The 22,867-nt window shown below is 67.0% G+C and carries 21 protein-coding genes; 8 read left to right on the forward strand and 13 right to left on the reverse strand.

Annotated features, from left to right (window positions below):
- Window positions 1–554: YggS family pyridoxal phosphate-dependent enzyme (locus tag RMO12_RS01880; protein ID WP_309638002.1), on the reverse strand; the 554-nt coding region annotated here is incomplete at its 3' end.
- A gap of 52 nt (window positions 555–606) precedes the next feature.
- Between RMO12_RS01880 and RMO12_RS01885 the strand changes: the two genes are divergently transcribed.
- Genes RMO12_RS01885 through RMO12_RS01895 form a run of 3 tightly spaced genes read left to right on the forward strand, consistent with a single transcriptional unit; the run spans window position 607 to window position 3,789 of the window.
- Window positions 607–1,650: a type IV pilus twitching motility protein PilT gene (locus RMO12_RS01885; protein ID WP_309638003.1), complete on the forward strand. Its 1,044-nt coding sequence runs from the start codon at window positions 607–609 to the stop codon at window positions 1,648–1,650.
- Between the two features lie 45 nt (window positions 1,651–1,695).
- Window positions 1,696–2,832, forward strand: a complete 1,137-nt coding sequence (locus RMO12_RS01890; protein WP_309626860.1) for a PilT/PilU family type 4a pilus ATPase — start codon at window positions 1,696–1,698, stop codon at window positions 2,830–2,832.
- 60 nt (window positions 2,833–2,892) lie between these two features.
- Complete coding sequence (locus RMO12_RS01895) at window positions 2,893–3,789, forward strand: NAD(P)-dependent oxidoreductase (RefSeq protein ID WP_309638004.1); 897 nt, start codon at window positions 2,893–2,895, stop codon at window positions 3,787–3,789.
- Window positions 3,790–3,832: 43 nt separating this feature from the next.
- Here RMO12_RS01895 and RMO12_RS01900 read toward each other — a convergent pair whose 3' ends face one another.
- From RMO12_RS01900 to RMO12_RS01910, 3 genes are all read right to left on the reverse strand, one after another.
- Window positions 3,833–4,522 carry a BON domain-containing protein gene (locus RMO12_RS01900; RefSeq protein ID WP_309626858.1) on the reverse strand — a complete coding sequence of 230 codons (690 nt, stop codon included), beginning with the start codon at window positions 4,520–4,522 and terminating at the stop codon, window positions 3,833–3,835.
- Entirely contained in the window at window positions 4,519–5,115 is a 597-nt protein-coding gene (locus RMO12_RS01905) for a phosphoheptose isomerase (protein WP_309626857.1), read from the reverse strand. The genes RMO12_RS01900 and RMO12_RS01905 overlap by 4 nt, the downstream gene beginning before the upstream one ends.
- A 98-nt stretch (window positions 5,116–5,213) precedes the next feature.
- A complete protein-coding gene (locus tag RMO12_RS01910; protein WP_309626856.1) occupies window positions 5,214–5,585 on the reverse strand; it encodes a YraN family protein in 372 nt (123 codons plus the stop codon).
- On the opposite strand from RMO12_RS01910, the gene rsmI reads away from it, so the two are divergent.
- Complete coding sequence (gene rsmI / locus RMO12_RS01915) at window positions 5,578–6,498, forward strand: 16S rRNA (cytidine(1402)-2'-O)-methyltransferase (protein ID WP_309626855.1); 921 nt, start codon at window positions 5,578–5,580, stop codon at window positions 6,496–6,498. The two genes, RMO12_RS01910 and rsmI, sit on opposite strands and share 8 nt — an antisense overlap.
- 89 nt (window positions 6,499–6,587) lie before the next feature.
- Here rsmI and RMO12_RS01920 read toward each other — a convergent pair whose 3' ends face one another.
- Window positions 6,588–6,914: a hypothetical protein gene (locus RMO12_RS01920; RefSeq protein ID WP_309626854.1), complete on the reverse strand. Its 327-nt coding sequence runs from the start codon at window positions 6,912–6,914 to the stop codon at window positions 6,588–6,590.
- Window positions 6,915–7,051: 137 nt separating this feature from the next.
- Between RMO12_RS01920 and tldD the strand changes: the two genes are divergently transcribed.
- The 3 genes from tldD to RMO12_RS01935 all read left to right on the forward strand — a co-directional run bounded on the left by tldD (window position 7,052) and on the right by RMO12_RS01935 (window position 11,111).
- Window positions 7,052–8,524: a metalloprotease TldD gene (gene tldD / locus RMO12_RS01925; protein ID WP_309626853.1), complete on the forward strand. Its 1,473-nt coding sequence runs from the start codon at window positions 7,052–7,054 to the stop codon at window positions 8,522–8,524.
- Window positions 8,521–9,750, forward strand: coding sequence for a threonine ammonia-lyase (locus RMO12_RS01930; RefSeq protein WP_309626852.1), 1,230 nt, complete (start codon window positions 8,521–8,523; stop codon window positions 9,748–9,750). The genes tldD and RMO12_RS01930 overlap by 4 nt, the downstream gene beginning before the upstream one ends.
- 221 nt (window positions 9,751–9,971) lie before the next feature.
- Window positions 9,972–11,111 carry a 3-deoxy-7-phosphoheptulonate synthase gene (locus tag RMO12_RS01935; protein WP_309638005.1) on the forward strand — a complete coding sequence of 380 codons (1,140 nt, stop codon included), beginning with the start codon at window positions 9,972–9,974 and terminating at the stop codon, window positions 11,109–11,111.
- An 80-nt stretch (window positions 11,112–11,191) separates the two neighbouring features.
- Here the strand turns inward: RMO12_RS01935 and RMO12_RS01940 are convergent, their stop codons facing one another.
- A complete protein-coding gene (locus RMO12_RS01940) occupies window positions 11,192–11,767 on the reverse strand; it encodes a cob(I)yrinic acid a,c-diamide adenosyltransferase (protein WP_309624430.1) in 576 nt (191 codons plus the stop codon).
- Window positions 11,768–11,851: 84 nt separating this feature from the next.
- On the opposite strand from RMO12_RS01940, the gene RMO12_RS01945 reads away from it, so the two are divergent.
- Entirely contained in the window at window positions 11,852–13,279 is a 1,428-nt protein-coding gene (locus RMO12_RS01945) for an FAD-linked oxidase C-terminal domain-containing protein (RefSeq protein WP_309638006.1), read from the forward strand.
- A gap of 63 nt (window positions 13,280–13,342) precedes the next feature.
- Here the strand turns inward: RMO12_RS01945 and RMO12_RS01950 are convergent, their stop codons facing one another.
- The 7 genes from RMO12_RS01950 to RMO12_RS01980 form a co-directional block, all read right to left on the reverse strand.
- On the reverse strand, window positions 13,343–14,380 hold the full coding sequence (locus RMO12_RS01950; RefSeq protein WP_309638007.1) for a sensor domain-containing diguanylate cyclase: 1,038 nt from the start codon (window positions 14,378–14,380) through the stop codon (window positions 13,343–13,345).
- 140 nt (window positions 14,381–14,520) lie between these two features.
- The gene (locus RMO12_RS01955) at window positions 14,521–16,155 is read right to left on the reverse strand and encodes a SpoVR family protein (RefSeq protein ID WP_309638008.1); all 1,635 of its coding nucleotides are present in this window, start codon (window positions 16,153–16,155) and stop codon (window positions 14,521–14,523) included.
- The gene (locus RMO12_RS01960; RefSeq protein WP_309625011.1) at window positions 16,152–17,459 is read right to left on the reverse strand and encodes a YeaH/YhbH family protein; all 1,308 of its coding nucleotides are present in this window, start codon (window positions 17,457–17,459) and stop codon (window positions 16,152–16,154) included. Before RMO12_RS01960 ends, RMO12_RS01955 begins: the two co-directional genes overlap by 4 nt.
- Window positions 17,460–17,484: 25 nt before the next feature.
- A complete protein-coding gene (locus RMO12_RS01965; RefSeq protein ID WP_309638009.1) occupies window positions 17,485–19,407 on the reverse strand; it encodes a PrkA family serine protein kinase in 1,923 nt (640 codons plus the stop codon).
- 323 nt (window positions 19,408–19,730) lie between these two features.
- Window positions 19,731–20,621 (reverse strand): ParB/RepB/Spo0J family partition protein, encoded by an 891-nt coding sequence (locus RMO12_RS01970; protein WP_309625012.1) that lies wholly within the window; start codon window positions 20,619–20,621, stop codon window positions 19,731–19,733.
- Window positions 20,622–20,667: 46 nt separating this feature from the next.
- Window positions 20,668–21,222, reverse strand: coding sequence for an alpha/beta hydrolase (locus RMO12_RS01975; RefSeq protein WP_309638010.1), 555 nt, complete (start codon window positions 21,220–21,222; stop codon window positions 20,668–20,670).
- A 13-nt stretch (window positions 21,223–21,235) separates the two neighbouring features.
- The gene (locus tag RMO12_RS01980; RefSeq protein ID WP_309625014.1) at window positions 21,236–22,756 is read right to left on the reverse strand and encodes a S41 family peptidase; all 1,521 of its coding nucleotides are present in this window, start codon (window positions 22,754–22,756) and stop codon (window positions 21,236–21,238) included.
- Window positions 22,757–22,867 lie beyond the last annotated feature (111 nt).

The following is a 22,867-nucleotide window of genomic DNA, read 5'->3' on the forward strand; positions in this document are numbered from 1 at the left end:
AGTTCGCGCAAGGCACGGTGCGGGCGGCGCTGCGCCTGCACATCCGGCGCGGGCTCGGGGATCGCCATCAGCCCGCGCAGCTTCAGCCGCGGCAGCGCCGCGACCGCGCGCGCGACCGCGTCGACCTCGCCCGGTGCCAGACCGCTCTTGCTCGTCTCGCCGCTGATGTTGACCTGCAGGCAGACCTGCAGCGCAGGCAGGTCGGGGGGGCGCTGATCGCTCAGCCGCTGCGCGATCTTGAGCCGGTCCACCGAATGCACCCAGTCAAAGGCTTCGGCCACGTCGCGAGTCTTGTTGGCCTGCACCGGTCCGATCAGGTGCCACGCCAGATGCGCGCGTTGATCGGCCAGCGCGGCGATCTTGCCCAGCCCTTCTTGCACGTAGTTCTCGCCAAAGCATCGCTGGCCGGCGGCGAGCGCCGCGCGCACGGTGTCGGCTGTCTGCGTCTTGCTCACCGCCAGCAGCGTGACGCTTGGCACGGCACGTCCCGCCGCGGCACACGCGCGTGCGATGCGCCCGCTCACTTCTTGTATCTTGCGCGAGATCGTCTCCATAATCCTTTGAACTCCTGCCGTCGCCGCTCGCTCAGGCGCACAACGCAACTCCATGGACATCACCCAGCTGCTGGCGTTCTCGGTCAAGAACAAGGCCTCCGACCTGCACCTCTCCGCCGGGCTTCCACCGATGATCCGCGTTCACGGCGACGTGCGGCGCATCAACGTGGATCCGCTGGACCACAAGAGCGTGCACGACATGGTGTACGACATCATGAACGACTCGCAGCGCAAGGCGTACGAAGAGACGCTGGAGTGCGACTTCTCGTTCGAGATTCAGGGCCTGGCGCGCTTTCGCGTCAATGCCTTCAACCAGAACCGCGGTTCGGGCGCGGTGTTTCGCACCATTCCGAGCAAGATCCTCACCCTCGAGCAGCTGGCCGCGCCGAAGATTTTTGCCGATCTCTCGCTCAAGCCGCGCGGCCTGGTGCTGGTGACCGGCCCCACGGGTTCGGGCAAGAGCACCACGCTAGCGGCGATGGTGAACCACCTCAACGAGAACGAGTACGGCCACATCCTCACCGTCGAAGACCCGATCGAGTTCGTGCATGACTCCAAACGCTGCCTCATCAATCAACGCGAGGTCGGCCCGCACACGCTGAGCTTCTCCAATGCACTGCGCTCGGCGCTGCGCGAGGACCCCGACGCGATTCTGGTCGGCGAAATGCGTGACCTGGAAACCATTCGCCTGGCGCTCACCGCCGCCGAGACCGGTCACCTGGTGTTTGGCACCCTGCACACCTCGAGCGCCGCCAAAACCATCGACCGCGTAATCGACGTGTTTCCGGCGGCCGAGAAAGACATGGTGCGCGCCATGATGTCGGAGTCGCTGATCGGCGTGATCTCGCAGACGCTGTGCAAGCTCAAAGATGGCTCCGGCCGTGTCGCCGCGCACGAAATCATGCTGGGCACCCCGGCCATCCGCAATTTGATTCGCGAGGCCAAGGTGGCGCAGATGTACAGCTCCATCCAGACCGGCATCACCTTGGGCATGCAGACGCTGGACCAGAACCTGACCGAGCTGGTGCGCCGCAACGTGATCACGCCGGCCGAGGCGCGCAGCCGGGCCAAAATTCCCGAGAACTTCCCCGGCTAATGCGCCGAGGGACGAGTCAACGGTAGAGGTAGAAATAGGGAAGTCATGGAACGCGACCAAGCCTCGAAATTCATCAACGACCTGCTGCGCCTCTTGATCACGCGCAACGGCTCCGACCTGTTCCTGACCGCCGACTTTCCGCCGGCCATCAAGGTCGACGGGCGGGTCACCAAGGTGTCGCCGCAGCCGCTGACGCCGCAGCACACCCTTGCGCTGGCGCGCTCGATCATGAACGACAAGCAGGCAGCGGAGTTCGAGCGCACCAAGGAATGCAACTTCGCGGTCTCGCCCACCGGCATCGGCCGCTTTCGCGTCAACGCCTTCATGCAGCAGGGGCATGTCGGCCTGGTGATGCGCACGATCCCGGCGACCTTGCCGACGATCGACTCGCTGGCGCTGCCGCAGATCCTCAAGGACGTGGCCAGCTCCAAGCGTGGCCTGGTCATCTTCGTGGGTGCCACCGGCTCGGGCAAGAGCACGTCGCTCGCGGCGATGGTCGACTACCGCAACGAGAATTCCTTCGGCCACATCATCACCATCGAGGACCCGGTCGAATTCGTCCACCCGCACAAGAACTGCATCGTCACGCAGCGCGAGGTCGGCATCGACACCGATGGTTGGGAAGCGGCGCTCAAGAACACGCTGCGCCAGGCGCCCGACGTCATCCTGATGGGCGAAATACGCGACCGCGAGACGATGGAGCATGCGGTCGCCTTTGCCGAGACCGGCCACCTGTGCATGGCCACCTTGCATGCCAACAGCGCCAACCAGGCACTCGACCGCATCATCAATTTCTTTCCCGAAGAGCGCCGCACCCAGCTGCTGATGGACCTGTCGCTCAACATCAAGGCGATGGTGTCGCAGCGCCTGTTGCCGCGCCAGGAAGGCAAGGGTCGCGCCGCGGCCGTCGAGATCATGCTCAACACGCCGCTCATCGCCGACCTGATCTTCAAGGGCGAGGTGGCCGAGATCAAGGAGTTGATGAAGCGCAGCCGCGAGCTTGGCATGCAGACCTTTGACCAAAGCCTGTTCGACCTCTACGAAGGCCAGGTCATCACGTATGAAGATGCGCTGCGCAACGCCGACTCGGTGAACGACCTGCGACTGCAGATCAAGCTCAACAGCCACCGCGCGCGCAACTCCGACCTCGCCGCGGGCACCGAGCATCTGACCATCGTCTAGGCGTCGCCCGGCGCCCCGGCAGCAGCCGGGTCACCCTGGTTTTCATGGCAGCATCGTGCCATGAGCACCTCCAAGATCTACGATCAAGTCGCCTCGTACGCCGTCGCCTTTCTCGGCCTGGGCGTGATGGGCCATCCCATGGCGGGCCACCTCGCGCGCGCCGGGCACCGCGTCGCCGTTTACAACCGCACCGCGGCCAAGGCGCAGGCGTGGGTCGGTGAATACGGTGGACGCGCTGCAGCGACGCCGCGCGAAGCCGCCACTGACGCCGACGTGGTGTTCGCCTGCGTCGGCAATGACGCCGACCTGCGCGCCGTCACGCTCGGTGCCGATGGCGCTTTGGGAGGCATGAAGCGCGGCGCGGTGTTCGTCGACCACACCACCGCTTCGGCCGACATCGCGCGCGAGCTGGATGCGGCGGCGCGTGCGCGCGGGCTGGGCTTCATCGATGCGCCGGTTTCCGGCGGCAGCCTCGGCGCCGTCAACGGCACGCTCACGGTGATGTGCGGCGGCGACGCGGCCGCATTCGCGCGCATCCAACCGATTGCGATGGCCTATTCGAAGGCCGTGACGCTGCTCGGCGAGTCGGGCGCGGGCCAGCTGGCGAAGATGGTCAACCAGATCTGCATCGCGGGGCTGGTGCAGGGCCTGGCCGAGGCCATTGCTTTCGGGCAGAAGGCCGGGCTGGACATGAAGGCGGTGCTCGGCGTCATCGGCAAGGGCGCCGCGCAGAGCTGGCAGATGGACAACCGCGGCCCGACCATGATCGACGACAAGTTCGACTTCGGATTCGCGGTCGACTGGATGCGCAAGGACCTCGGGCTGTGCCTGGCCGAAGCCAACCGCAACGGTGCGCGCCTGCCGGTCACGGCCCTGGTCGACCAGTTCTACGCCGACCTGCAGGCCACCGGTGGGCGGCGGCAGGACACCTCCAGCCTGATCCGCCGCCTGCGTTGACCTTGTTTCGCCCGGGGGCCCGGACCCGGACCCGGCAAGCGTTCTAACGAGGCCCGGAAGCGGGCTTGGCGGCGTCGCCGCGCGTGGTGGAGCCTTGCGCCAACTCCGCTTCGGTGATGATCTCGAAAGCCTTGACCACCTTCTGCACACCGGCCACGCCGCGCGCGATCGCAACGCCGCGATCGGCTTCGCGCTCCGTCACCCGGCCCATCAGGTAGACGATGCCGCGCTCCGTGACCACCTTGTAGGCGTTGGCGAAGATGTCGCGCGCGTCGACGTAGCTCGCCTTGACCTTGCCGGTGATGAGCGCGTCGTTGGAGCGATCCACGAGCGAACTCGGGAAACCGATCGCCAGCTCGTTGAGCGTCGAACGCACATTCTCCGTGCGGGCCATCGCGGCTTCCACCGCCACCTTGTCGGCTTCGGTGGGCACCTCGCCGGTGATCAGCGCGGTGCGGTTGTAGCTCGTCACGTTGACGTGGCCACGATCGCCGATCGCTTCCTTGATGCGCGAGCCCGCCTTGAGCTCGATGCCCTGATCCTCGATCTGCGTGCCCGAGGTGCGGCGATCCGCGAACATCACCGCACCGCCGGCCACTGCGCCCCCGATCAGCAAGGGCGCACAGCCGGCGAGGGTGCCGGCCAGCGTGAGCGCGGCGACGCTGGCGGCGACCAGGCCGCGCAGCGGTCGGCGCTCGAGAGACAGCGGAGGGGGGGGGTGTCGTGGTGTCATGCGGGATCCTGTTCGCCGAGCAGTTGCGAGTCGACCGCATCGCAGATGCAGTGAATCGCGAGGATATGCACTTCCTGGATGCGCGCGGTGCGTTCGTGCGGCACGCACAGGTGGACATCGGTTTCGATCAGGCGCGCACCGAGCTTGCCACCGCCGCGGCCGGTCAGCGCGATCACGGTCATGTCCTTCTCGTGCGCCACGTCGACGGCCGTCAGCACGTTGGCCGAGTTGCCGCTGGTCGTGATGGCGAGCAGCACATCGCCCGGGTTGCCCAGCGCCTGCACCTGCTTGGCGAACACCTGGTCGAAGGCGTAGTCGTTGGCGATGGCGGTGAGGATGGAGGTGTCGGTATTGAGCGCGATGGCCGCGAGACCGGGCCGCTCGCGCTCGAAACGTCCGACGAACTCGGCGGCGAAATGCGCAGCGTCGCCGGCCGAGCCGCCATTGCCGCAGGCGAGCACCTTGCCGCCGGCGGTGATGCAACCGAGTACCGCCTGCACCGCGTCAGCGATCGGCTTGCTGAGCACCTCGGCCGATTGGTTCATCAGGTCGGCACAGTCGAAGAAATGCCTCTGGATGCGTTGTTCAAGCATGCTCACGATGATATGACACGCCCCCGAAGCATCGGGTTCCCGGAATGACGCGCTCCGACGGCCTGCAGCAGGGGTCGCAGGGCGATTCACGCGACCCATCAGCCGGCATCGAACGCGGCACGCAGCCAATCGAGCCGATCGCCGTCGATGGCTACCACATCGAAGCGGCATGCCGGCAAGGCAGCGCCGAAGCGCAGCAGGTAGTGCCGCGCCGCGAACAGCAGGCGAGCCTGCTTGGTAGCTGAGACGGTGGCGGCGGCGCCGCCCCGCGAGGCGGCGGCGCGTGCGCGCACTTCCACGAACACCAGGGTGCCGTCGCGCTCGCGCAAGACGAGGTCGATCTCGCCGCCGCGTGCGCGCGGTCCGGCGGCGACTCGATAATTGCGCTCCACCAACCGCAGACCGGCGCGCTGCAGATGCTCGAGCGCGCGGGCCTCGCCTTCATCCCCCTGAGCCTTGGTCGTGACCATCGATGCCTCGTTGATTCAGCAGGCCGCCGCGAATGCGGCCGGCGCGCAGCAGTATCCCAAAGGCACGCTCTACATCGTCGCCACGCCGATCGGCAACCTGGCCGACATCACGCTGCGGGCCGTGCATGCGCTGGCGCTGGCCGATGCCGTGGCCTGCGAAGACACGCGCGTGAGCGCCGTGCTGCTGCGCCACCTGGGCCTGGACAAGCCGCTGCTGGCGCTGCACGAACACAACGAGGCCGAAGCGGCGCGGGCGGTGGTCGAGCGCCTCTCGCGCGGCGAGCGCGTGGCCTACGCGAGCGATGCCGGCACACCGGCGGTGAGCGACCCCGGCGCGCGCCTGGTCGCCGCCGTGCGTGCGGCCGGCCACCGGGTGATGCCGCTGCCGGGGCCCAGCAGCGTGACCACTGCGCTCAGCGCCGCAGGCGACGTCCAGGGTGGCAGCTTTCGCTTTCTCGGCTTCCTGGCCGGCAAGACCGCCGAGCGCGCGGCGCAGCTCGATGAGCTGGCACGGCAAACCGCCGAGACCACCGTGCTGTTCGAAGCGCCGCACCGCATCGTCGCGCTTGCCCAAGCGCTTGCGCAAGCGATGCCGGCCCGGCCTGTGACCCTGTGCCGCGAGCTCACCAAGCAGTTCGAAAGCATCGACACCCTGCCCGCCGCGGCGCTCCCGGCCTGGCTCGACGCCGACACGAACCGCCTGCGCGGCGAGTTCGTGCTGATACTGCATGCACTGACCCGTGCCGCGCGCAGCGACGAAGTGCCAACGGTCACCGCCGAACACCTCTTGCGCATTCTGCTGGCCGCTCTGCCCTTGAAGCAGGCGGTCGCGCTCACCGCCGAAGCCAGTGGCGCGCCGCGCAATGCCCTCTACGAGCGCGCGCTGCGTCTCAAGGACGAAGCGACGCGCTGAGCGGTGAACTCAACCCTCGACGGGCCGCCCCGAGAAGGCTGGGCGCGCCCCCGGAGGGCAGCACCGCAAGTGCGCCGGGGTCGGTCATCTCAGCGCCCAGGCGCCGTCTGCCGGTCGTGTTTCTGGCGGTGGATGTCGCGACTGGCGCCGTTCTGCAACTTGTGCAGCCGGCCCCGCTCCTTGGCCGTCACATGGCCATCGGATTTGGCCTTGACCTCGACGGCGTTGATGCGCGCCTGCTCCTTTTCCAGCCGGTAGGTCTCGCGAGCGTTGAGTTGGCCGCTTGCGACACCCTGCTGGATACGGGCGTCCTGGTTGGCTTCGCGCTGGTCGACGCGCGGCGTGGCGGTCTGGGCAAGGCTGGCGGCGCAGACGAGCGCCAGGGCGGTGCCTGCAAATGCGGTTCGGATCGACATTGTTTCCTCCTCTTGCAGTGGGGAGATGCCCACCACCCATTACAACGCCGCGAGTCGCGGCGAACTGCGTCGCCGCGGCATCGGTGCGGTAAAGAATCTTGAAGCGCCGCCGAACCGCCGCCTGCCTAGAATCGAGCATGATCACCTGCGAACCCACTCTCGAGCGCCTTGGCGTTGCCCGCCGACTCCTGCTCGAACCCTTCGGCCTCGACGAAGCCAAGCTGCAAGGCGCATTGCGCCTGATCGGCGAGCATCGCATCGACGACGCCGACCTGTACTTCCAGTACACCCGCAGCGAAGGCTGGAGCCTCGAGGAGGGCATCGTCAAGAGCGGCAGCTTCGGCATCGACCAGGGCGTGGGCGTGCGCGCCGTGGCCGGCGAGAAGACGGCGTTCGCCTACAGCGACGACATCTCCGAGGCCGCGCTGCTCGACGCGGCGCGCACGGTGCGCACCATCGCCGCCGCGGGCCAGAGTCGCAAGGTGAAGATCGCCGGTGCGCCCCGCATCGCCGGCAGCCGCACGCTCTACGCCGGCATGGACCCGATCGCTACGCTCGACAGCACGCGCAAGGTCGCCTTGCTCGAGCGGGTGGAGAAGATGGCGCGTGCCCGCGACCCGCGCATCGTGCAGGTGATGGCCGGCCTGGCCGGCGAGTACGACGTGGTCCTGGTGGCGCGGGCTGTCGGCAAGGAAATGGTGCTGGCCGCCGACGTGCGCCCGCTGGTGCGCCTGTCGGTGACGGTAATCGCCGAGCAGGACGGTCGTCGCGAGAGCGGCTCGGGCGGCGGCGGTGGGCGCTTCGGCCTAGGCTATTTTCATGACGACATCATTGCCGGCTACGTTGACCAGGCGGTCAACGCGGCGCTCACCAACCTGGAGAGCCGCCCCGCGCCGGCCGGCGAGATGACGGTCGTGCTCGGCCCGGGCTGGCCGGGCATCTTGCTGCACGAAGCCATCGGCCACGGCCTGGAAGGCGACTTCAACCGCAAGGGCTCCAGCGCATTTGCGGGCCGGGTCGGCCAGCGCGTGGCGGCCAAGGGCGTGACCGTGCTCGACGACGGCACCATCCCCGACCGGCGCGGCTCGCTCAATGTGGACGACGAAGGCAATGCCACACAGCGCAACGTGCTGATCGAAGACGGCATCTTGCGCGGCTACATCCAGGACTCGATGAACGCACGGCTGATGAAGGTGGCCCCCACCGGCAACGGCCGGCGCGAAAGCTACGCCCACGTGCCGATGCCGCGCATGACCAACACCTACATGCTCGGCGGCGACAAGAGCAAGGATGAGATCGTCGCCTCGATGAAGAAGGGCCTGTATGCCACCAACTTCGGCGGAGGACAGGTCGACATCACCAGCGGCAAGTTCGTGTTCTCCGCCAGCGAAGCGTTCTGGGTCGAGAACGGCCGCATCCAGTACCCGGTGAAGGGCGCGACCATCATCGGCAACGGGCCGGATGCGCTCACCCGCGTGAAGATGATCGGCAACGATCTCGAGCTCGACCCCGGCGTGGGCACCTGCGGCAAGGAAGGCCAGAGCGTGCCGGTCGGCGTCGGCCAGCCGACCTTGCGCATCGACGGGCTCACCGTCGGGGGCACTGCTTGAGCGAAGCGGCATCGGTCACCTTGGCCGATGTCGAAGCCGCCGCTGCGCGGCTTGCCGGCCAAGTGCTCGACACGCCCTGCGTCGAATCGAAGACGCTCTCGCAGATCACCGGCTCGCAGGTGTTCCTGAAGTTCGAGAACCTGCAGTTCACCGCCTCGTTCAAGGAGCGCGGCGCCCTCAACAAGTTGCTGGCCCTGGTGGCGGCGCGCGATGCCGGCGGGGCGCCACTGCGCGGGGTGATCGCTGCCTCGGCCGGCAACCACGCGCAGGGCGTGGCCCACCATGCCCAGCGTCTGGGTCTGCGCGCCATGATCGTGATGCCGCTCACAACGCCTGCGGTCAAGGTGGAGCGCACACGCGGCTTCGGCGCCGAGGTGGTGCTGCACGGCGAAGGCTTCGATGAAGCGCAGGCGCACGCTTTGCAGCTGGCACGCCAGCACGGACTCGCCTTCGTCCACCCCTTCGACGACCCGCTGGTGATCGCCGGCCAGGGCACCATCGGCCTAGAGATGCTGCGCGCCCAGCCGGAACTCGACACGCTGGTGATCGCGGTCGGCGGCGGCGGGCTGATCGCGGGCGTCGCGACCGCGGCGCGCGCGCTGAAGGCCGGGCTGCGCATCATCGGAGTGCAGACCGCGCGCTTTCCGTCGATGGTCAACGCCATCACCGGCAGCACGCACCCGCAAGGCACGAGCACCATCGCCGAGGGCATCGCCGTCGGCGAGCCGGGCCGCCTCACGCGCGAGCTGGTGCGGCGGCTGGTCGACGACCTGGTGCTGGTCGACGAAGGCCTGATCGAGCAGGCGATCGTGATGCTGCTGGAGATCGAGAAGACGCTGGTCGAGGGCGCCGGCGCGGCGGGCCTTGCGGCGCTGCTCAAGGAGCCGGAGCGCTATGCCGGCCGCAAGGTCGGCCTGGTGCTGTGCGGCGGCAACATCGACCCGCTGCTGCTCGCGGCCATCATCGAGCGCGGCATGGTGCGCGCCGGTCGGCTGGCACGCATTCGTGTCGGCGCGCGCGATGCGCCGGGTGCGCTGGCGCGCATCACCGCCGCCGTGGCCGAAGCGGGCGCCAACATCGAAGAGGTGCATCACCAGCGCGCCTTCACCACCCTGTCGGTACAGAACGCCGAGGTGGAACTGGTGCTGCAGACACGTAACCATGCGCACATCGACGCGGTGACGGCACGGCTGCGCGCGCAGGGCTTCGAGGCCCAGGCGTATTAACGCCCGCGGCAACTCGCGTGCTACATTGCCGACCCATGCGCTCGAACGCCTACTTTTTTGCGTATTTCTGCATCTCTCGCCGCCCCGGCGCAGGAGAGGCCAGCGCCTAGGCAGCAAACGAAAGCGCAGACCGAATCCCCAAACCGCCGGGCCCTCCCCCGGCGGTTTTTTTTCGCCTGCCTGCCAACCCGAGTTCAACAAAATCCACCGGAGAAATCGCGATGAATGCCGTGCAAACAAACGCCCTCGAAGGCTGGGCTGCGCCCGCCGACCGGACCAGCCAGACCGACGACGAGCGCATTGAAAACGTGACGCCGTTGCCGCCGCCCGAGCACCTGATCCGCTTTTTCCCGGTGCGCGGCACACCCGTCGAAGAGTTGGTGGGCAGCACGCGCCGACGCATTCGCGACATCATCAGCGGCAGCGACGATCGCTTGCTGGTCATCATCGGGCCGTGTTCCATCCATGACCCCGCGGCCGCGCTCGACTACGCCCGCAAGCTCAAGGTCGAGCGCGAGCGGCACGCCCACACGCTGGAGATCGTGATGCGCGTGTACTTCGAGAAGCCGCGCACCACGGTCGGCTGGAAAGGCCTCATCAACGACCCCTACCTCGACGAGAGCTTTCGCATCGACGAAGGCCTGCGCATCGCGCGCCAGCTGCTCATGGAGATCGGGCGCCTGGGGCTGCCTTCGGGCAGCGAATTCCTCGACGTGATCTCGCCGCAATACATCGGTGACCTGATCTCTTGGGGCGCGATCGGTGCGCGCACCACCGAAAGCCAGGTCCACCGCGAGCTGGCCTCGGGCATCAGCGCGCCGATCGGCTTCAAGAACGGCACCGACGGCAACCTCAAGATCGCGGTCGATGCCATTCATTCGGCGAGCCAGCCGCACCACTTCCTGTCGGTCCACAAGAACGGCCAGGTCGCGATCGTCCAGACGCGCGGCAACCAGGACTGCCACGTCATCCTGCGCGGCGGCAAGGCGCCGAACTACGACGCGCAAAGCGTGGGCACGGCCTGCGCCGAGTTGGCCGCCGCCAAGCTGTCGGCGACCTTGATGGTCGACTGCTCGCATGCCAACAGCAGCAAGCAACACCAGAAACAGCTCGACGTGGCGCGCAACATCGCCGAGCAGCTCGCCGGCGGCAGCCGGCAGGTGTTCGGCGTGATGGTCGAGAGTCATCTGCAGCCGGGCGCGCAAAAGTTCACGCCCGGCGCGGACGACCCGGCGCGGCTCACCTACGGCCAGAGCATCACCGACGCGTGCATCGGCTGGGACGATTCACTGGCGGTGCTGGATGTGCTGAGCCATGCGGTGAAGGCACGGCGCGGTCGAGGCGGCGCGGCGGCGACGTGATGCCAACGCGGGCCTGGCTGCATCGCGAACTCGTGGCTGAGCCGGGTCGACAGTCCGCAGGGACTCTCGGCTGATCCAGCTCAGTCTTGCTGGCGCTGCAGGCGCTCGCTCTTCCAGTACACGTCGTCGCCGCCCAGGCCGTCGAGGTTGGCGCGGTTCAACACCCGCGCGAGCACGAACAGCAGATCGGAGAGGCGGTTGAGATAGTGGCGCGGAGCGGCCCGCACGGCGTCGACAGCCGTCAGCGCCACCACCGCCCGTTCGGCGCGCCGTGCCACGGTACGCCCGACATGCGCGATGGCCGCACTGCGCGTGCCCGCCGGCAAGATGAACTCCAGCAAGCGCGGCAGCGCGGCGTTGTAATGCGCCAGCGCCTCGTCCAGACGCAACACGGCGTCTTCCTTGAGCAGCTCGAAGCCGGGAATAGACAGCTCACCCCCAAGGTTGAAAAGCTCGTGCTGAATGACGACGAGCAGCTCGCGCACGTCGTCGGGCAGCGGCTCGGCGAGCAGTACGCCGAGCGTTGAATTCAGCTCGTCGACGTCTCCCATCGCCTGCACGCGCAAATGGTCCTTGGGCACGCGCGAGCCGTCGCCGAGGCCCGTGGTGCCGTCGTCGCCGGTGCGCGTGGCGATCTGGGTCAAGCGGTTTGCCATGGGCGCATGCTAGCAAGGCGGCGCTCGGCCAGCGCTCTTTCTAGAATGTCACTTCCAACACTGGCAGCCGCCAAGGAGATTGCGATGAACGCGCCGAACGACTTGCGCTCGCTGACCACACCGCGGCTGGACCCGCGGCCGGTGCCCCCCGCCATGGTCGAAGCGCTGAAGGCGCGCTTCGGTGAACGCTGCTCGACCGCGCGCGCAGTGCGCGAACAGCATGGTCGAGACGAATCGCCGTTCGACGTGCCCCCGCCCGACGCGGTGGTCTACGCACTCACGACCGAAGACGTTGCCTTCACCGTCGCACTCGCGCAGCAGCACGGCGTCCCAGTCATCCCGTTCGGCGTGGGCTCGTCGCTCGAGGGTCATCTGCTCGCGGTGCAAGGCGGTGTGAGCATTGATCTGTCGCGCATGAACGCGGTGCTGCGCGTGAATGCCGAGGACCTGACGGCCACGGTCGAGGCCGGCGTCACGCGCAAGCAGCTCAACGAGGCGATCCGTCATGAGGGCTTGTTCTTCCCGATCGACCCCGGCGCCGACGCCACGCTCGGCGGCATGGCCGCCACGCGCGCCAGCGGCACGAACGCGGTGCGCTACGCGACGATGCGCGAGAACGTGCTGGGCCTCGCGGTCGTCACCGCCAGCGGCGAGGTGGTGCGCACCGGCTCGCGCGCGAGAAAGAGCAGCGCCGGCTACGACCTGACGCGTCTGTTCGTCGGCAGCGAGGGCACGCTCGGCGTCATGACCGAGATCACGCTCAGGCTCTACCCGCTGCCCGAGGCGATCAGTGCTGCGGTGTGCCACTTCCCCGACATCGACGCGGCGGTGCGCGCGACCATCCAGATCATCCAGATGGGCGTGCCGATCGCGCGCTGCGAACTGCTCGACGCGCATGCCATTCGCGCCGTCAACGCGCACGACAAGCTGGGCCTGCACGAGTCGCCGATGCTGCTGATGGAGTTCCACGGCAGCCCGGCAGGCGTGAAGGAGCAGGCCGAGACGGTGCAGGCCATCACGGCCGACTGCGGCGCGGGCGGCTTCCAGTGGGCGACCACGCCGGAAGAGCGCACGCGGCTGTGGGCAGCGCGCCACCACGCGTATTTCTCGGCGTTGCAGACGCGCCCCGGCTGCCGTGCCGTCACCACCGACACCTGCGTGCCGATCTCGCGGCTGGCCGAGTGCATCAACGACACCGTGGCCGAGGTCGACGCCAGCGGCATTCCGTACTTCATCGTCGGCCATGTCGGGGACGGCAACTTTCATGTCGGCTACCTGATCAACCCCGCCGCGCCGCACGAACGCGATACCGCCGAGCGGCTCAACCGTCAGCTGGTCGAGCGCGCACTGGCGATGGAGGGAACGTGCAGCGGCGAGCACGGCATCGGGCTGCACAAGATGGGTTTCCTGCAAGACGAAGCCGGCATCGGCGGCGTGGCGCTGATGCGCGCGATCAAGCACGCGCTCGACCCTCGCAACATCATGAACCCGGGCAAGATCTTCGAGTTCTGACCCGGCTCAGCCCTCGCCGGGCCGCCGGCGCATGGGGGCCCCGTCTCTCAGCTCAGGCCACACTCACGCCAGGCAGACTTCCACCCGGTCGCGCCCGTGCGCCTTGGCGAGCGTCAGGGCGCGGTGGGCACGGACCGCGAGCGCGGTGGCTTCGACGTCGCTGCCGTGGATGGCCACCGCGACGCCGACGCTTACCGTAAGCGGTTCGACGGCCCAGACGAGTTCATCCATCGCGCAGTGGGTGCGTTCGGCGGCCGCGGTTGCGCCGCTGGCGTCGGTCATTGGCAGGATCACGCCGAACTCGCCCGCGCCGAAATGCGCCAGCACGTCGTGCGCGCGCAGCGTGCCCTCCAGCGCGAGCGCAACCTGCTGCAGCGCCTCATCGCCGCGCACGTGGCCATGCAGATCATTGAAGTGCTTGAAGTGGTCAAGGTCAACGGCCAGCAGCGCCAGGTTGCCGCCGTGACGGCCCCACCGCGCCCATTCTTCGAGCAGCCGGCGCTCGAAGGCCTGGCGGTTCCACACACCGGTCACGTCGTCGGTGCTGCCTTGCGCCTCGAGCAGGGTGCGCGCGCGCCGCAGTTCGAGCTGTGCGACGACCTGTTCGGCGAGCAGGCGAAGCGCCTCCTGCTGCCGCTTCGACAGGCGCCTGGGCTCGCGGCCCAGCACGCAGAGCGTTCCGATCGGCCAGCCTTCGGGGGTGACGAGCGGTGCTCCGGCATAGAAACGCCAGCCCGCTGCCGCGCCGATGGCCGGATGGGCGGCAAACCGCGCGTCGCCGCGCTGGTCTTCGAGCAAGAGCAATTCGTCGGGCTCGAGGATCGCGCTTGCGCACGGCGCATTGGTGCGCGGCGCGCTCTCGGCGTCGAAGCCCAGACGCGACTTGAACCACAGGCGGTCGCGGTCAACCAGGGAGATGAGCGACGTGCTAGCGCCGCAGAACCATGCGGCCAGCGAGGCAAGCGCGTCGAACGCCGGCTCGGCGGTGGTATCGAGCACGCCGTAGCGGTAGAGCGCGGCAAGGCGCTGGCCCTCAGCATCGCCGAGCGGCGAGCCGTCCGACGCGATCCCCGATCGGTCTTGGTTGCGAAGCTCGGCCATTGCTCACTCCTGCGCACGCAGTGACGGCCCGCCATGGACCGCCGGTTGCACACCTCGCAGGGGATTGCCCCGCGCCCCTCTCGCCCTTGCCCTTGCCGCAGCGCTTGGGTCGCTGCGCCGCGTTCGTGCAGCGCGTGCCCTCATTCGGAGGGCGCGGCGACGCTCCATTTCTTGGTGACCTGCCCGTCGGCATCGACGCTTTCCATGTGCGCATCAAAGCCCCACAGCCGCGCCACGTGCTTGAGCACTTCATGCGTCTGCTCGCCGAGCGGGCGGTCGTTGTGCTGCAGGTGCCGCAGTGTGAGCGAGCGATCGCCGCGGCGGTTGACATTCCAGACCTGGATATTGGGCTCGCGCTGGCCGAGATCGTATTGGCGCGACAGCGCTTCGCGCACCTTGCGGTAGCCGCTTTCGTCGTGGATGGCGGAGATTTCAAGCTCGGGCTGCTTGTCGTCGTCGAGCACGGCGAACAGGCGCATCTCACGCATGAGGTGGGGCGAGAGGTACTGACCGATGAAGCTCTCGTCCTTGAAGTTACGCATGGCGTGGTCGATCGTCTGCAGCCAGTCCGCGCCAGCGATACCGGGGAACCAGTGGTGGTCTTCCTCGGTGGGTTTTTCGCAGATGCGCTTCAAGTCGGTGTACATCGCAAAGCCGAGCGCATACGGGTTGATACCGCTGTAGCCCGGGTGGCCGACCGGCGGCTGGTAGATCACATTGGTATGCGACTTGAGCCACTCCACCATCATGCCGTCGGCCAGGTGACCGTTGTCGTACATGGTGTTGAGCAGGCGGTGGTGCCAGAAGGTCGCCCAGCCTTCGTTCATGACCTGGGTCTGGCGCTGCGGATAAAAATACTGCGCCACCTTGCGAACGATGCGCACCACTTCTCGCTGCCAGGGTTCGAGCAGCGGTGCGTTCTTTTCGATGAAGTACAGCAGGTTCTCCTGCGGCTCCTCGGGGTAGCGCCGCGCTTCGGACTCCTCGGCGGCGCGCTCAGCGCGCCTGGGCAGCGTACGCCACATGTCGTTGACCTGCTGCTGCGCATAGGCCTCGCGCTCGACACGCCGGGCCTGTTCCTGCGCGAGCGACAGCTTGGTGGGGCGCCGGTAACGGTCGACGCCGTGGTTCATGAGTGCGTGGCAGCTGTCGAGCAGGTTCTCGACGGCTTCAAGGCCGCGGCGCTCCTCGCATTCGGCGATGTAGTTCTTGGCGTAGACCAGATAGTCGATGATCGACGACGCGTCGGTCCACATGCGAAACAGGTAATTGCCCTTGAAGAAACTGTTGTGCCCGTAGGCGGCGTGCGCGATCACCAGCGCCTGCATCGCCATCGAGTTTTCTTCCATCAGATAACTGATGCAAGGGTTGGAATTGATGACGATTTCGTAGGCCAGACCCATGTGGCCGCGGCGGTAGTTCTTTTCGGTGGCGATGAACTCCTTGCCATAGCTCCAATGCCGGTAATTCACCGGCATGCCCACCGACGCATAAGCGTCCATCATCTGCTCGGCGGTGATGATCTCGAGCTGGTTGGGGTAGGTGTCCAGGCCGTAGCTCCTGGCGGTGCTGCGAATGACGTCGTGGTACTGGTCGATGAGCTCGAAGGTCCAGTCGCTCGTGCTCGGCAGCACGTGCTTGGCGCGCGGCGGCGCCTGGATATCGCTGGCACGAAGCGGCTTCGGGGCGCCGAGCGGGTCGGGGCGATCAAGTGCCGTGAACAGGTCGGGCGTCGCGGGTGCGGGCGCCGCGGGTGCCGTTGCAGAGCGCTTCATGAAGCACCTTCCTTCTTGAACAATTCGCGAAACACCGGGTAGATGTGCGAAGGCTCGAGCACCTTGCGCATCGCGAAGTGCGCATGGGCTTCGGCGAGCTGGGCGTATTCCTCCCAGAGATTCTGCTCGGGTTCGGCCACTTGCACGTAGGCGAAATAGCGGCACAGCGGCAGCAGCTGATCGGCAACGATCTCGCGGCAACGGCCGCTGTCGTGGTGCCAGTTGTCGCCGTCGCTGGCCTGCGCGCCGTAGATGTTCCACTGGCTGGTGGGGTAACGGTTGCGGATGATCTCTTCCATCAGCACCAGCGCGCTCGACACCACCGTACCGCCGGTCTCGGTGGAGTGGAAGAAGCCTTCTTCATCGACTTCCTGCGCCTGCGTGTGATGGCGAATGAACACCAGCTCGATGTGCTCGTAGTGGCGCGTCAAGAAAAGATAGAGCAGGATGAAAAAGCGCTTTGAAAGATCCTTGCGTGCCTCGTCCATCGAGCCCGACACGTCCATCAGGCAGAACATCACTGCCTTGGTGGTGGGCACCGGGACGCGCACGCGGTTGCGGTAGCGAAGGTCGATCGGGTCGAGGTAGGGAATGCGCGCCACCTTCTGGCGCAGCACGTCGATCTGCGCCTCCAGCTCCTTGATTTCGCGCTGGCGAAGCTCGTGGCCCGGGTCGAGGTCGACCCAGCCACTGTCCAGCCGTGCATGCTTGCGCAGGCTGGCGAGTTGTGCCTCCAGGTGGCGCAACTCGCGCCGCGTGTCGGCGCCCAGCGCAATGCGCCGGCCGATGGCGCCGCGCATCGAGCGCACGATATGCAGGTTGCTGGCGCTGCCATCGCTGGTGAATCCGGCGCGCCGGGTCTTGTACTCGGGCACTTCGGCGAGATCGGTCTTCACGAGGTTGGGCAGTGCCAAGTCGTCGAAGAACACCTGCATGAACTCTTCGCGGCTCAGGTGGAAGACGAAGTCGTCGTCTCCTTCGCCCGAGTCGCTCGCCTGCGAGCCGCCCCCGCCCTGGCCGCCCTCGGGCCGCTTGATGCGGTCGCCGCGCACGTATTCCTTGTTGCCGGGGTGGACCGTCTCGCGCGTGCCGCCCGTGCCGTGGCCGAACAGCGGCTCGGAGACGTCGCGCTTGGGCAGGTGGATGTCTTCGCCCTTTTCGATGTCGCGAATGCCGCGCCCGGCCACCGCCTTGCGCACGGCCTCGCGAATCTGCGTCTTGTGACGGCGCAGGAAGCGCTCGCGGTTGCCGATCGACTTGTTCTTGCCGGCAAGCCGGCGGTCGATGATCTGTTGCAGCGCCATGCATCCTCGCTGGTATGACCTCCGCCTAGCTGCTCTTTCTCACGCGCAAGTACCACTCGCACAGCAGCCGCACCTGTTTGGGTGTGTAGCCCTTTTCAACCATGCGGTTGACAAAGTCCTCGTGCTTCCTTGCCTCGTCAGCGCTGGCCTTGGCATTGAAGCTGATGACCGGCAGAAGTTCCTCGGTGTTGGAGAACATCTTCTTCTCGATCACCGTGCGCAGCTTCTCGTAGCTCGTCCACGACGGGTTGTTGCCGGCGTTGTTGGCGCGCGCGCGCAGCACGAAGTTGACGATCTCGTTGCGGAAGTCCTTGGGGTTGGAGATGCCCGCGGGCTTTTCGATCTTCTCGAGCTCGCCGTTGAGCGAGCCGCGATCGAACACCTCGCCGGTGTCGGTGTCGCGGTACTCCTGGTCCTGAATCCAGTAGTCGGCGTAGGTGACATAGCGGTCGAAGATATTCTGACCGTACTCGCTGTAGCTCTCGAGGTAGGCGGTCTGGATTTCCTTGCCGATGAACTCGGCATAGCGTGCGCCCAGGAACTCCTTGATGAAACCGAGATAGCGAGTCTCGGTCTCGGCCGGGAACTGCTCGCGCTCGATCTGCTGCTCTAGCACGTACATCAGATGCACCGGATTGGCGGCCACCTCGCTACTGTCGAAGTTGAAAACCTTCGACAGGATCTTGAACGCAAAGCGCGTCGAGACCCCGCTCATGCCTTCGTCGACGCCGGCGTAGTCGCGGTACTCCTGGTAGCTCTTGGCCTTGGGGTCGGTGTCCTTCAAGCTTTCGCCGTCGTAGACCAACGCCTTGCTGAACAGCGACGAGTTCTCCGGCTCCTTCAGGCGCGACAGCACCGCGAACTGCGCCATCATCTTGAGCGTGCCCGGCGCGCACTTCGCGTGCATGAGCGACGATCCGCGGATCAGCTTCTCGTAGATCTTCACCTCTTCATTGATGCGCAGGCAGTACGGCACCTTCACGATGTAGATGCGGTCGAGGAAGGCCTCGTTGTTCTTGTTGTTGCGAAACGCCTTCCACTCGCTCTCGTTGCTGTGGGCGAGGATGATGCCGTCGAAGGGGATCGCACCGAACCCCTCGGTGCCCTTGAAGTTGCCTTCCTGCGTGGCCGTGAGCAGCGGGTGCAGCACCTTGATCGGCGCCTTGAACATCTCGACGAATTCGAGCAGGCCCTGGTTGGCCAGGCACAGGCCACCCGAGAAGCTATAGGCGTCGGGATCGTCCTGCGCAAAGGTCTCGAGCTTGCGGATGTCGACCTTGCCCACCAGCGAGCTGATGTCCTGATTGTTCTCGTCGCCCGGCTCGGTCTTGGACACACCGATCTGCTTCAAGATCGACGGGTGGCGCTTGACGACCTTGAACTTGCGGATGTCGCCGCCGTATTCGTCCAGCCGCTTGACCGCCCACGGGCTCAGGATGCGGTGGAGGTAGCGTGAAGGGATGCCGTATTCCTTCTCGAGGATCGGCCCGTCTTCCAGCGCATCGAACAGCCCCAGCGGTGACTCGTTCACCGGCGAGCCTTTGATGGCGTAGAACGGCACGTCCTGCATCAGCAGCTTGAGTCGCTCGGCGATCGAGCTCTTGCCGCCGCCCACCGGGCCAAGCAGGTAGAGGATCTGCTTTCTTTCCTCCAAGCCCTGCGCGGCATGGCGGAAGTAGGAAACGACCTGCTCGATCGCGTCCTCCATGCCGTAAAACTCGGCAAAGGCCGGGTAGCGCTTGATCACCTTGTTGGCGAACAGGCGCGACATCCTCGGATCGTTGCGCGTGTCGACGAGTTCGGGCTCGCCAATCGCCCTCAGCATGCGCTCGGCCGCTGTGGCGTAGGCCACCGGCTCCCGCTTGCAGATATCGAGATATTCCTCGAGGGTGAATTCCTCTTCACGGCTGCGCTCGTAGCGCGCTGCAAAGCTGCTGATCACATCCATCGTGTCCTCCATGTAAAGCTCAGGTGGCGGCGTCGCCACGTGGTCGCCTTCGCCCTTTGAAGGTCTGACCACTGTGCGGCGCTACCGCTGCCATTGATCCTACAGAAAACCCCTGAGTCGAAGCGAACAAACCGGAACCACCATGCGTCTCCCATACGTCGGGGACGTGATTGAGGATGCGCCTGCCGGCCAACATGTTGCAAGCAACGCGCGCGCAGCCTTTCACGTTGCCAGGGCAAACATCAGGCCTGCAAGCTTGGACCGTGAAGCACTCACGGGAGTTCAACCGCGGCCGGTGCGCTCGAGCGGCGCCGCAACGCGGCTCAGCCGCGCAGCTTGTCCAGCAAACCCGAGAGTTCGTCGAGCGAGCCGAAGGCAATCGCGACTTCGCCTTGCTCCCCGCGCTTGCTGCGGCTCTTGATGCGAATCTCGACCGCGGCGGTGAGCCGGTCAGCGAGTTCTTCTTCAAGCCGCGTGATGTCGCGCGACTTGGCCTGCTTGCCGCGCAGCAGCTGCGTCTGCCGTCCGCCCGCGGTAGCGCGCGCCACCAGCCGCTCGGCGTCGCGCACCGTCATCTTGCGCGCAACGATCTCGTGGCCGGCGGTGATCTGCTGGGCGCGCTCGAGCGCCAGCAACGCGCGCGCATGCCCCATGTCAAGGTCGCCGGCCATCAACATCTGCTGCACCGGCTCGGCCAGGTTGAGCAGGCGCAACAGGTTGCTGGCAGCGCTGCGTGAGCGGCCGACCGCCTGCGCCGCCTGTTCGTGGGTGAGGCCAAACTCGTCGGTCAGCCGCTTGAGTCCCTGCGCTTCCTCGAGCGGGTTCAGGTCCTCGCGCTGCATGTTTTCGATGAGGGCCATGACCGCAGCCGATTCGTCGGACACGTCCTTGACGAGCACCGGCACCTCGGCGAGCCCGGCCAGGCGCGCGGCACGAAAGCGCCGCTCGCCCGCGATGATCTCGTAGCCTCCTTCGGCCACCGGTCGCACCAAAATCGGCTGCATCACACCCTGGCTCTTGATGCTCTCGGCCAGCTCGTAGAGCGATCCTTCGTCCATGCGGGTGCGCGGCTGATACTTGCCAGGGCGCAGCCGCTCGAGGGCCAACACGGTCGGCGCCGCGTTCAGCTCAGAATGGGCCGCCGACTCCCGGACCTTGGGGCCGAGCAATGCTTCGAGGCCGAGGCCGAGGCCTTTGAGTTTTTTGGTCGCCATGCGGCATTCTCCGTGACCGGCCCGACGGGGCGCGGTCGGTTTGCGTTCATGCCTTGATAAGTGCGTCGAGCAGCGCCAACCCTGCGGGCCAGTCGCCGAGCCCGGAGTCGCCGTTGAGGTGGCCGCGCGGGCCGGCCGCCACCAGCGTGGCGCCCCAGGCTTGCGCCATGGCACCGGCGCGCTCCGCGCTGCAATAGGGATCGTCGCTGCTCATCACCAGGGTCGAGGCGAACGGCAGCCGCTGCCACGCGACCTTCCGCCACGCAGCGATCTGCGGTGGCACATCGGCACGCTCGACGTCGGGCGGCGCGACCAGCAGCGCGCCGCACACCGTGGCGGCGTGGCGCGTGTGCGCTGCCCAGGCCGCAACGAGTTGACAGCCCAAGCTGTGCGCCACCAGGCAGCAAGGCCCAGCACAATAAGCGGCGTCGAGCAGCACCTCCTCTAGCCGCGCCATCCAGTCGCCGCGCAGTGGCCACTGCCAATCGCCCTGTTCGACGCGGACGTGGCCGTGCTGGCGCTCCCAGTGAGTCTGCCAATGCGCCTCGCCACTGTTCTGCCAGCCGGGCAGCAGCAGGATCGCAACGGAATCGGTCGCCATGCCGCGAGCCCGCTCAGCGCGCCAGCGGCAGCACGATGCGGTTTTCGCGCAGTGGACCGCGCCTGAGCGCCGCTTCAGCGGTCGCGCCGCGAACGGCCAGGCGGCTGGCGACCGGAGCCGCACAGGTGCCGCTGGCGCGCCACTGCAAGGCCACGGCCAGCTGGCCCTCGGCAATGTCGCCGAGCGGCTTGCCCAGGTCGTCCGCGGCGCCGCACTCCGCCGCAAGGCCGTCGGCATAGTCGCCGAAGCCCTTGGCGTTGATTCCCTTGAACTCGATCGGGAAATAGGAGATGCCGCAGTTGTCCTTGGCGGTAAAGCCATACGGCTTGCCGCAGGTCTGGCTGCCGACCAGGCGCACGTCGATGTCGACGCCGCGCAGGCCGTTGACGATCGATTCGCTCGCCGAGCAGGTCGAGCCGCTGGTCAGCACGAACACCCGCGCCAGGCCGAGCGTGGGCAGCGGCGCGGACGTGGTGCAGCTGAACGCAGCATCGAGGTCGCAACTGGTGTCGTAGAACGGCGTGGCCGCATCGGCACTGCTGGAGTCGGCGCTGCGCTTGTCGCTGTACTGCAGGCGCTCGAACACCTTGCCGGTGGTGCGCTCGGTGCCGGCGATCATGGCGGCGAGCTGGCTGGCGATGTAGAGATAGCCACCGCCGTTGTAGCGCACGTCGAGCACCAGGTCGCTGATGCCGGCGAGCTTGAAGCCGTTGACTGCGGCGATCAGTGGCGCCTCGGCCGTGGCGAGGTGGTCGTTGAACAGCAGATAGCCGACCTTGGCGCCACCGACGTCCAGCACCTTGGCGACCAGCACCGGTTGCTTGACGACCGCAGCCGCCGCCAACGACAGAACGGGAAGGACGCTGCCGGCGCGGCTGAAGCGCAAGCTCGAACTCACCGCTGCGGTGGGAAACAGCGCGGCCTGGAGCACGTCGATCTCGGCTTGCGTCGCGACGTCGGCCGAGACGCCGTTGGCCGACAGCAAGGTGTCGCCGCGCTGCAGGCCGGCTGCGGCGGCCGGCGAGCCGGTCTCGATGTAGGCGATGCGGATGTCGCGCGGCGGCGTGACTGAGCCGAACGTGAACTCGATGCCGTAACCCAGCACGATGCCCGACTGCGACAACTCGCGCCACTGGCGGGTTGGGTAGGTGAAGCTGAAAGCATCCTTGCGCTTGCCGGAGGCGGTGAACACGGGCGACTCGAGCGCTTCGAAGTAGGCGTCGATGGACGGGTAGAAGCCGGCGCTCGTATCCGCGCTGTAGGCCGCGGCCGTGGCGTCCACGATGGGCACCTCGCCATACCAAAGGTAGGCATCGTTGAAGTAGCTGCGCAGCCAGCGCTTCTCGTCGGCGAGGCTCCCCGCACGCGGGGTGACGCTGGCGTCGGCACGCCACGGATTGTTGGGCGAGCAATGCTGCGCGAGCGAGGCCGTCGGCGGCGACGAAGCATCGGCGGGTGCAGCGCTGCCACCCCCACCGCCGCCGCAGGCACCGAGCAACGCCGCGGCGACGGCCAGCCCGAGCCAGCGCGTCATTGACGAAGGCCGTTCACCACTGAAGCCGTATGAGGCGCATTGCATGAGACCGGTCCTCGCCGCGTGAAAGAGTGGCGCGAATTCTAGGGGTCGATACCACCGCGTTGAGAG

The organism is Methylibium sp., from assembly GCF_031393925.1.
Lineage (GTDB): Bacteria > Pseudomonadota > Gammaproteobacteria > Burkholderiales > Burkholderiaceae_C > Methylibium.

Coding starts and splice junctions, on each gene's coding strand:
- RMO12_RS01885 (WP_309638003.1), top strand. CDS start 607: ATGGACATCACCCAGCTGCTGGCGTTCTCGGTCAAGAACAAGGCCTCC.
- RMO12_RS01890 (WP_309626860.1), top strand. CDS start 1,696: ATGGAACGCGACCAAGCCTCGAAATTCATCAACGACCTGCTGCGCCTC.
- RMO12_RS01895 (WP_309638004.1), top strand. CDS start 2,893: ATGAGCACCTCCAAGATCTACGATCAAGTCGCCTCGTACGCCGTCGCC.
- RMO12_RS01900 (WP_309626858.1), bottom strand. CDS start 4,522: ATGACACCACGACACCCCCCCCCTCCGCTGTCTCTCGAGCGCCGACCG.
- RMO12_RS01905 (WP_309626857.1), bottom strand. CDS start 5,115: ATGCTTGAACAACGCATCCAGAGGCATTTCTTCGACTGTGCCGACCTG.
- RMO12_RS01910 (WP_309626856.1), bottom strand. CDS start 5,585: ATGGTCACGACCAAGGCTCAGGGGGATGAAGGCGAGGCCCGCGCGCTC.
- RMO12_RS01920 (WP_309626854.1), bottom strand. CDS start 6,914: ATGTCGATCCGAACCGCATTTGCAGGCACCGCCCTGGCGCTCGTCTGC.
- tldD (WP_309626853.1), top strand. CDS start 7,052: ATGATCACCTGCGAACCCACTCTCGAGCGCCTTGGCGTTGCCCGCCGA.
- RMO12_RS01935 (WP_309638005.1), top strand. CDS start 9,972: ATGAATGCCGTGCAAACAAACGCCCTCGAAGGCTGGGCTGCGCCCGCC.
- RMO12_RS01940 (WP_309624430.1), bottom strand. CDS start 11,767: ATGGCAAACCGCTTGACCCAGATCGCCACGCGCACCGGCGACGACGGC.
- RMO12_RS01945 (WP_309638006.1), top strand. CDS start 11,852: ATGAACGCGCCGAACGACTTGCGCTCGCTGACCACACCGCGGCTGGAC.
- RMO12_RS01950 (WP_309638007.1), bottom strand. CDS start 14,380: ATGGCCGAGCTTCGCAACCAAGACCGATCGGGGATCGCGTCGGACGGC.
- RMO12_RS01955 (WP_309638008.1), bottom strand. CDS start 16,155: ATGAAGCGCTCTGCAACGGCACCCGCGGCGCCCGCACCCGCGACGCCC.
- RMO12_RS01960 (WP_309625011.1), bottom strand. CDS start 17,459: ATGGCGCTGCAACAGATCATCGACCGCCGGCTTGCCGGCAAGAACAAG.
- RMO12_RS01965 (WP_309638009.1), bottom strand. CDS start 19,407: ATGGATGTGATCAGCAGCTTTGCAGCGCGCTACGAGCGCAGCCGTGAA.
- RMO12_RS01970 (WP_309625012.1), bottom strand. CDS start 20,621: ATGGCGACCAAAAAACTCAAAGGCCTCGGCCTCGGCCTCGAAGCATTG.
- RMO12_RS01975 (WP_309638010.1), bottom strand. CDS start 21,222: ATGGCGACCGATTCCGTTGCGATCCTGCTGCTGCCCGGCTGGCAGAAC.
- RMO12_RS01980 (WP_309625014.1), bottom strand. CDS start 22,756: ATGACGCGCTGGCTCGGGCTGGCCGTCGCCGCGGCGTTGCTCGGTGCC.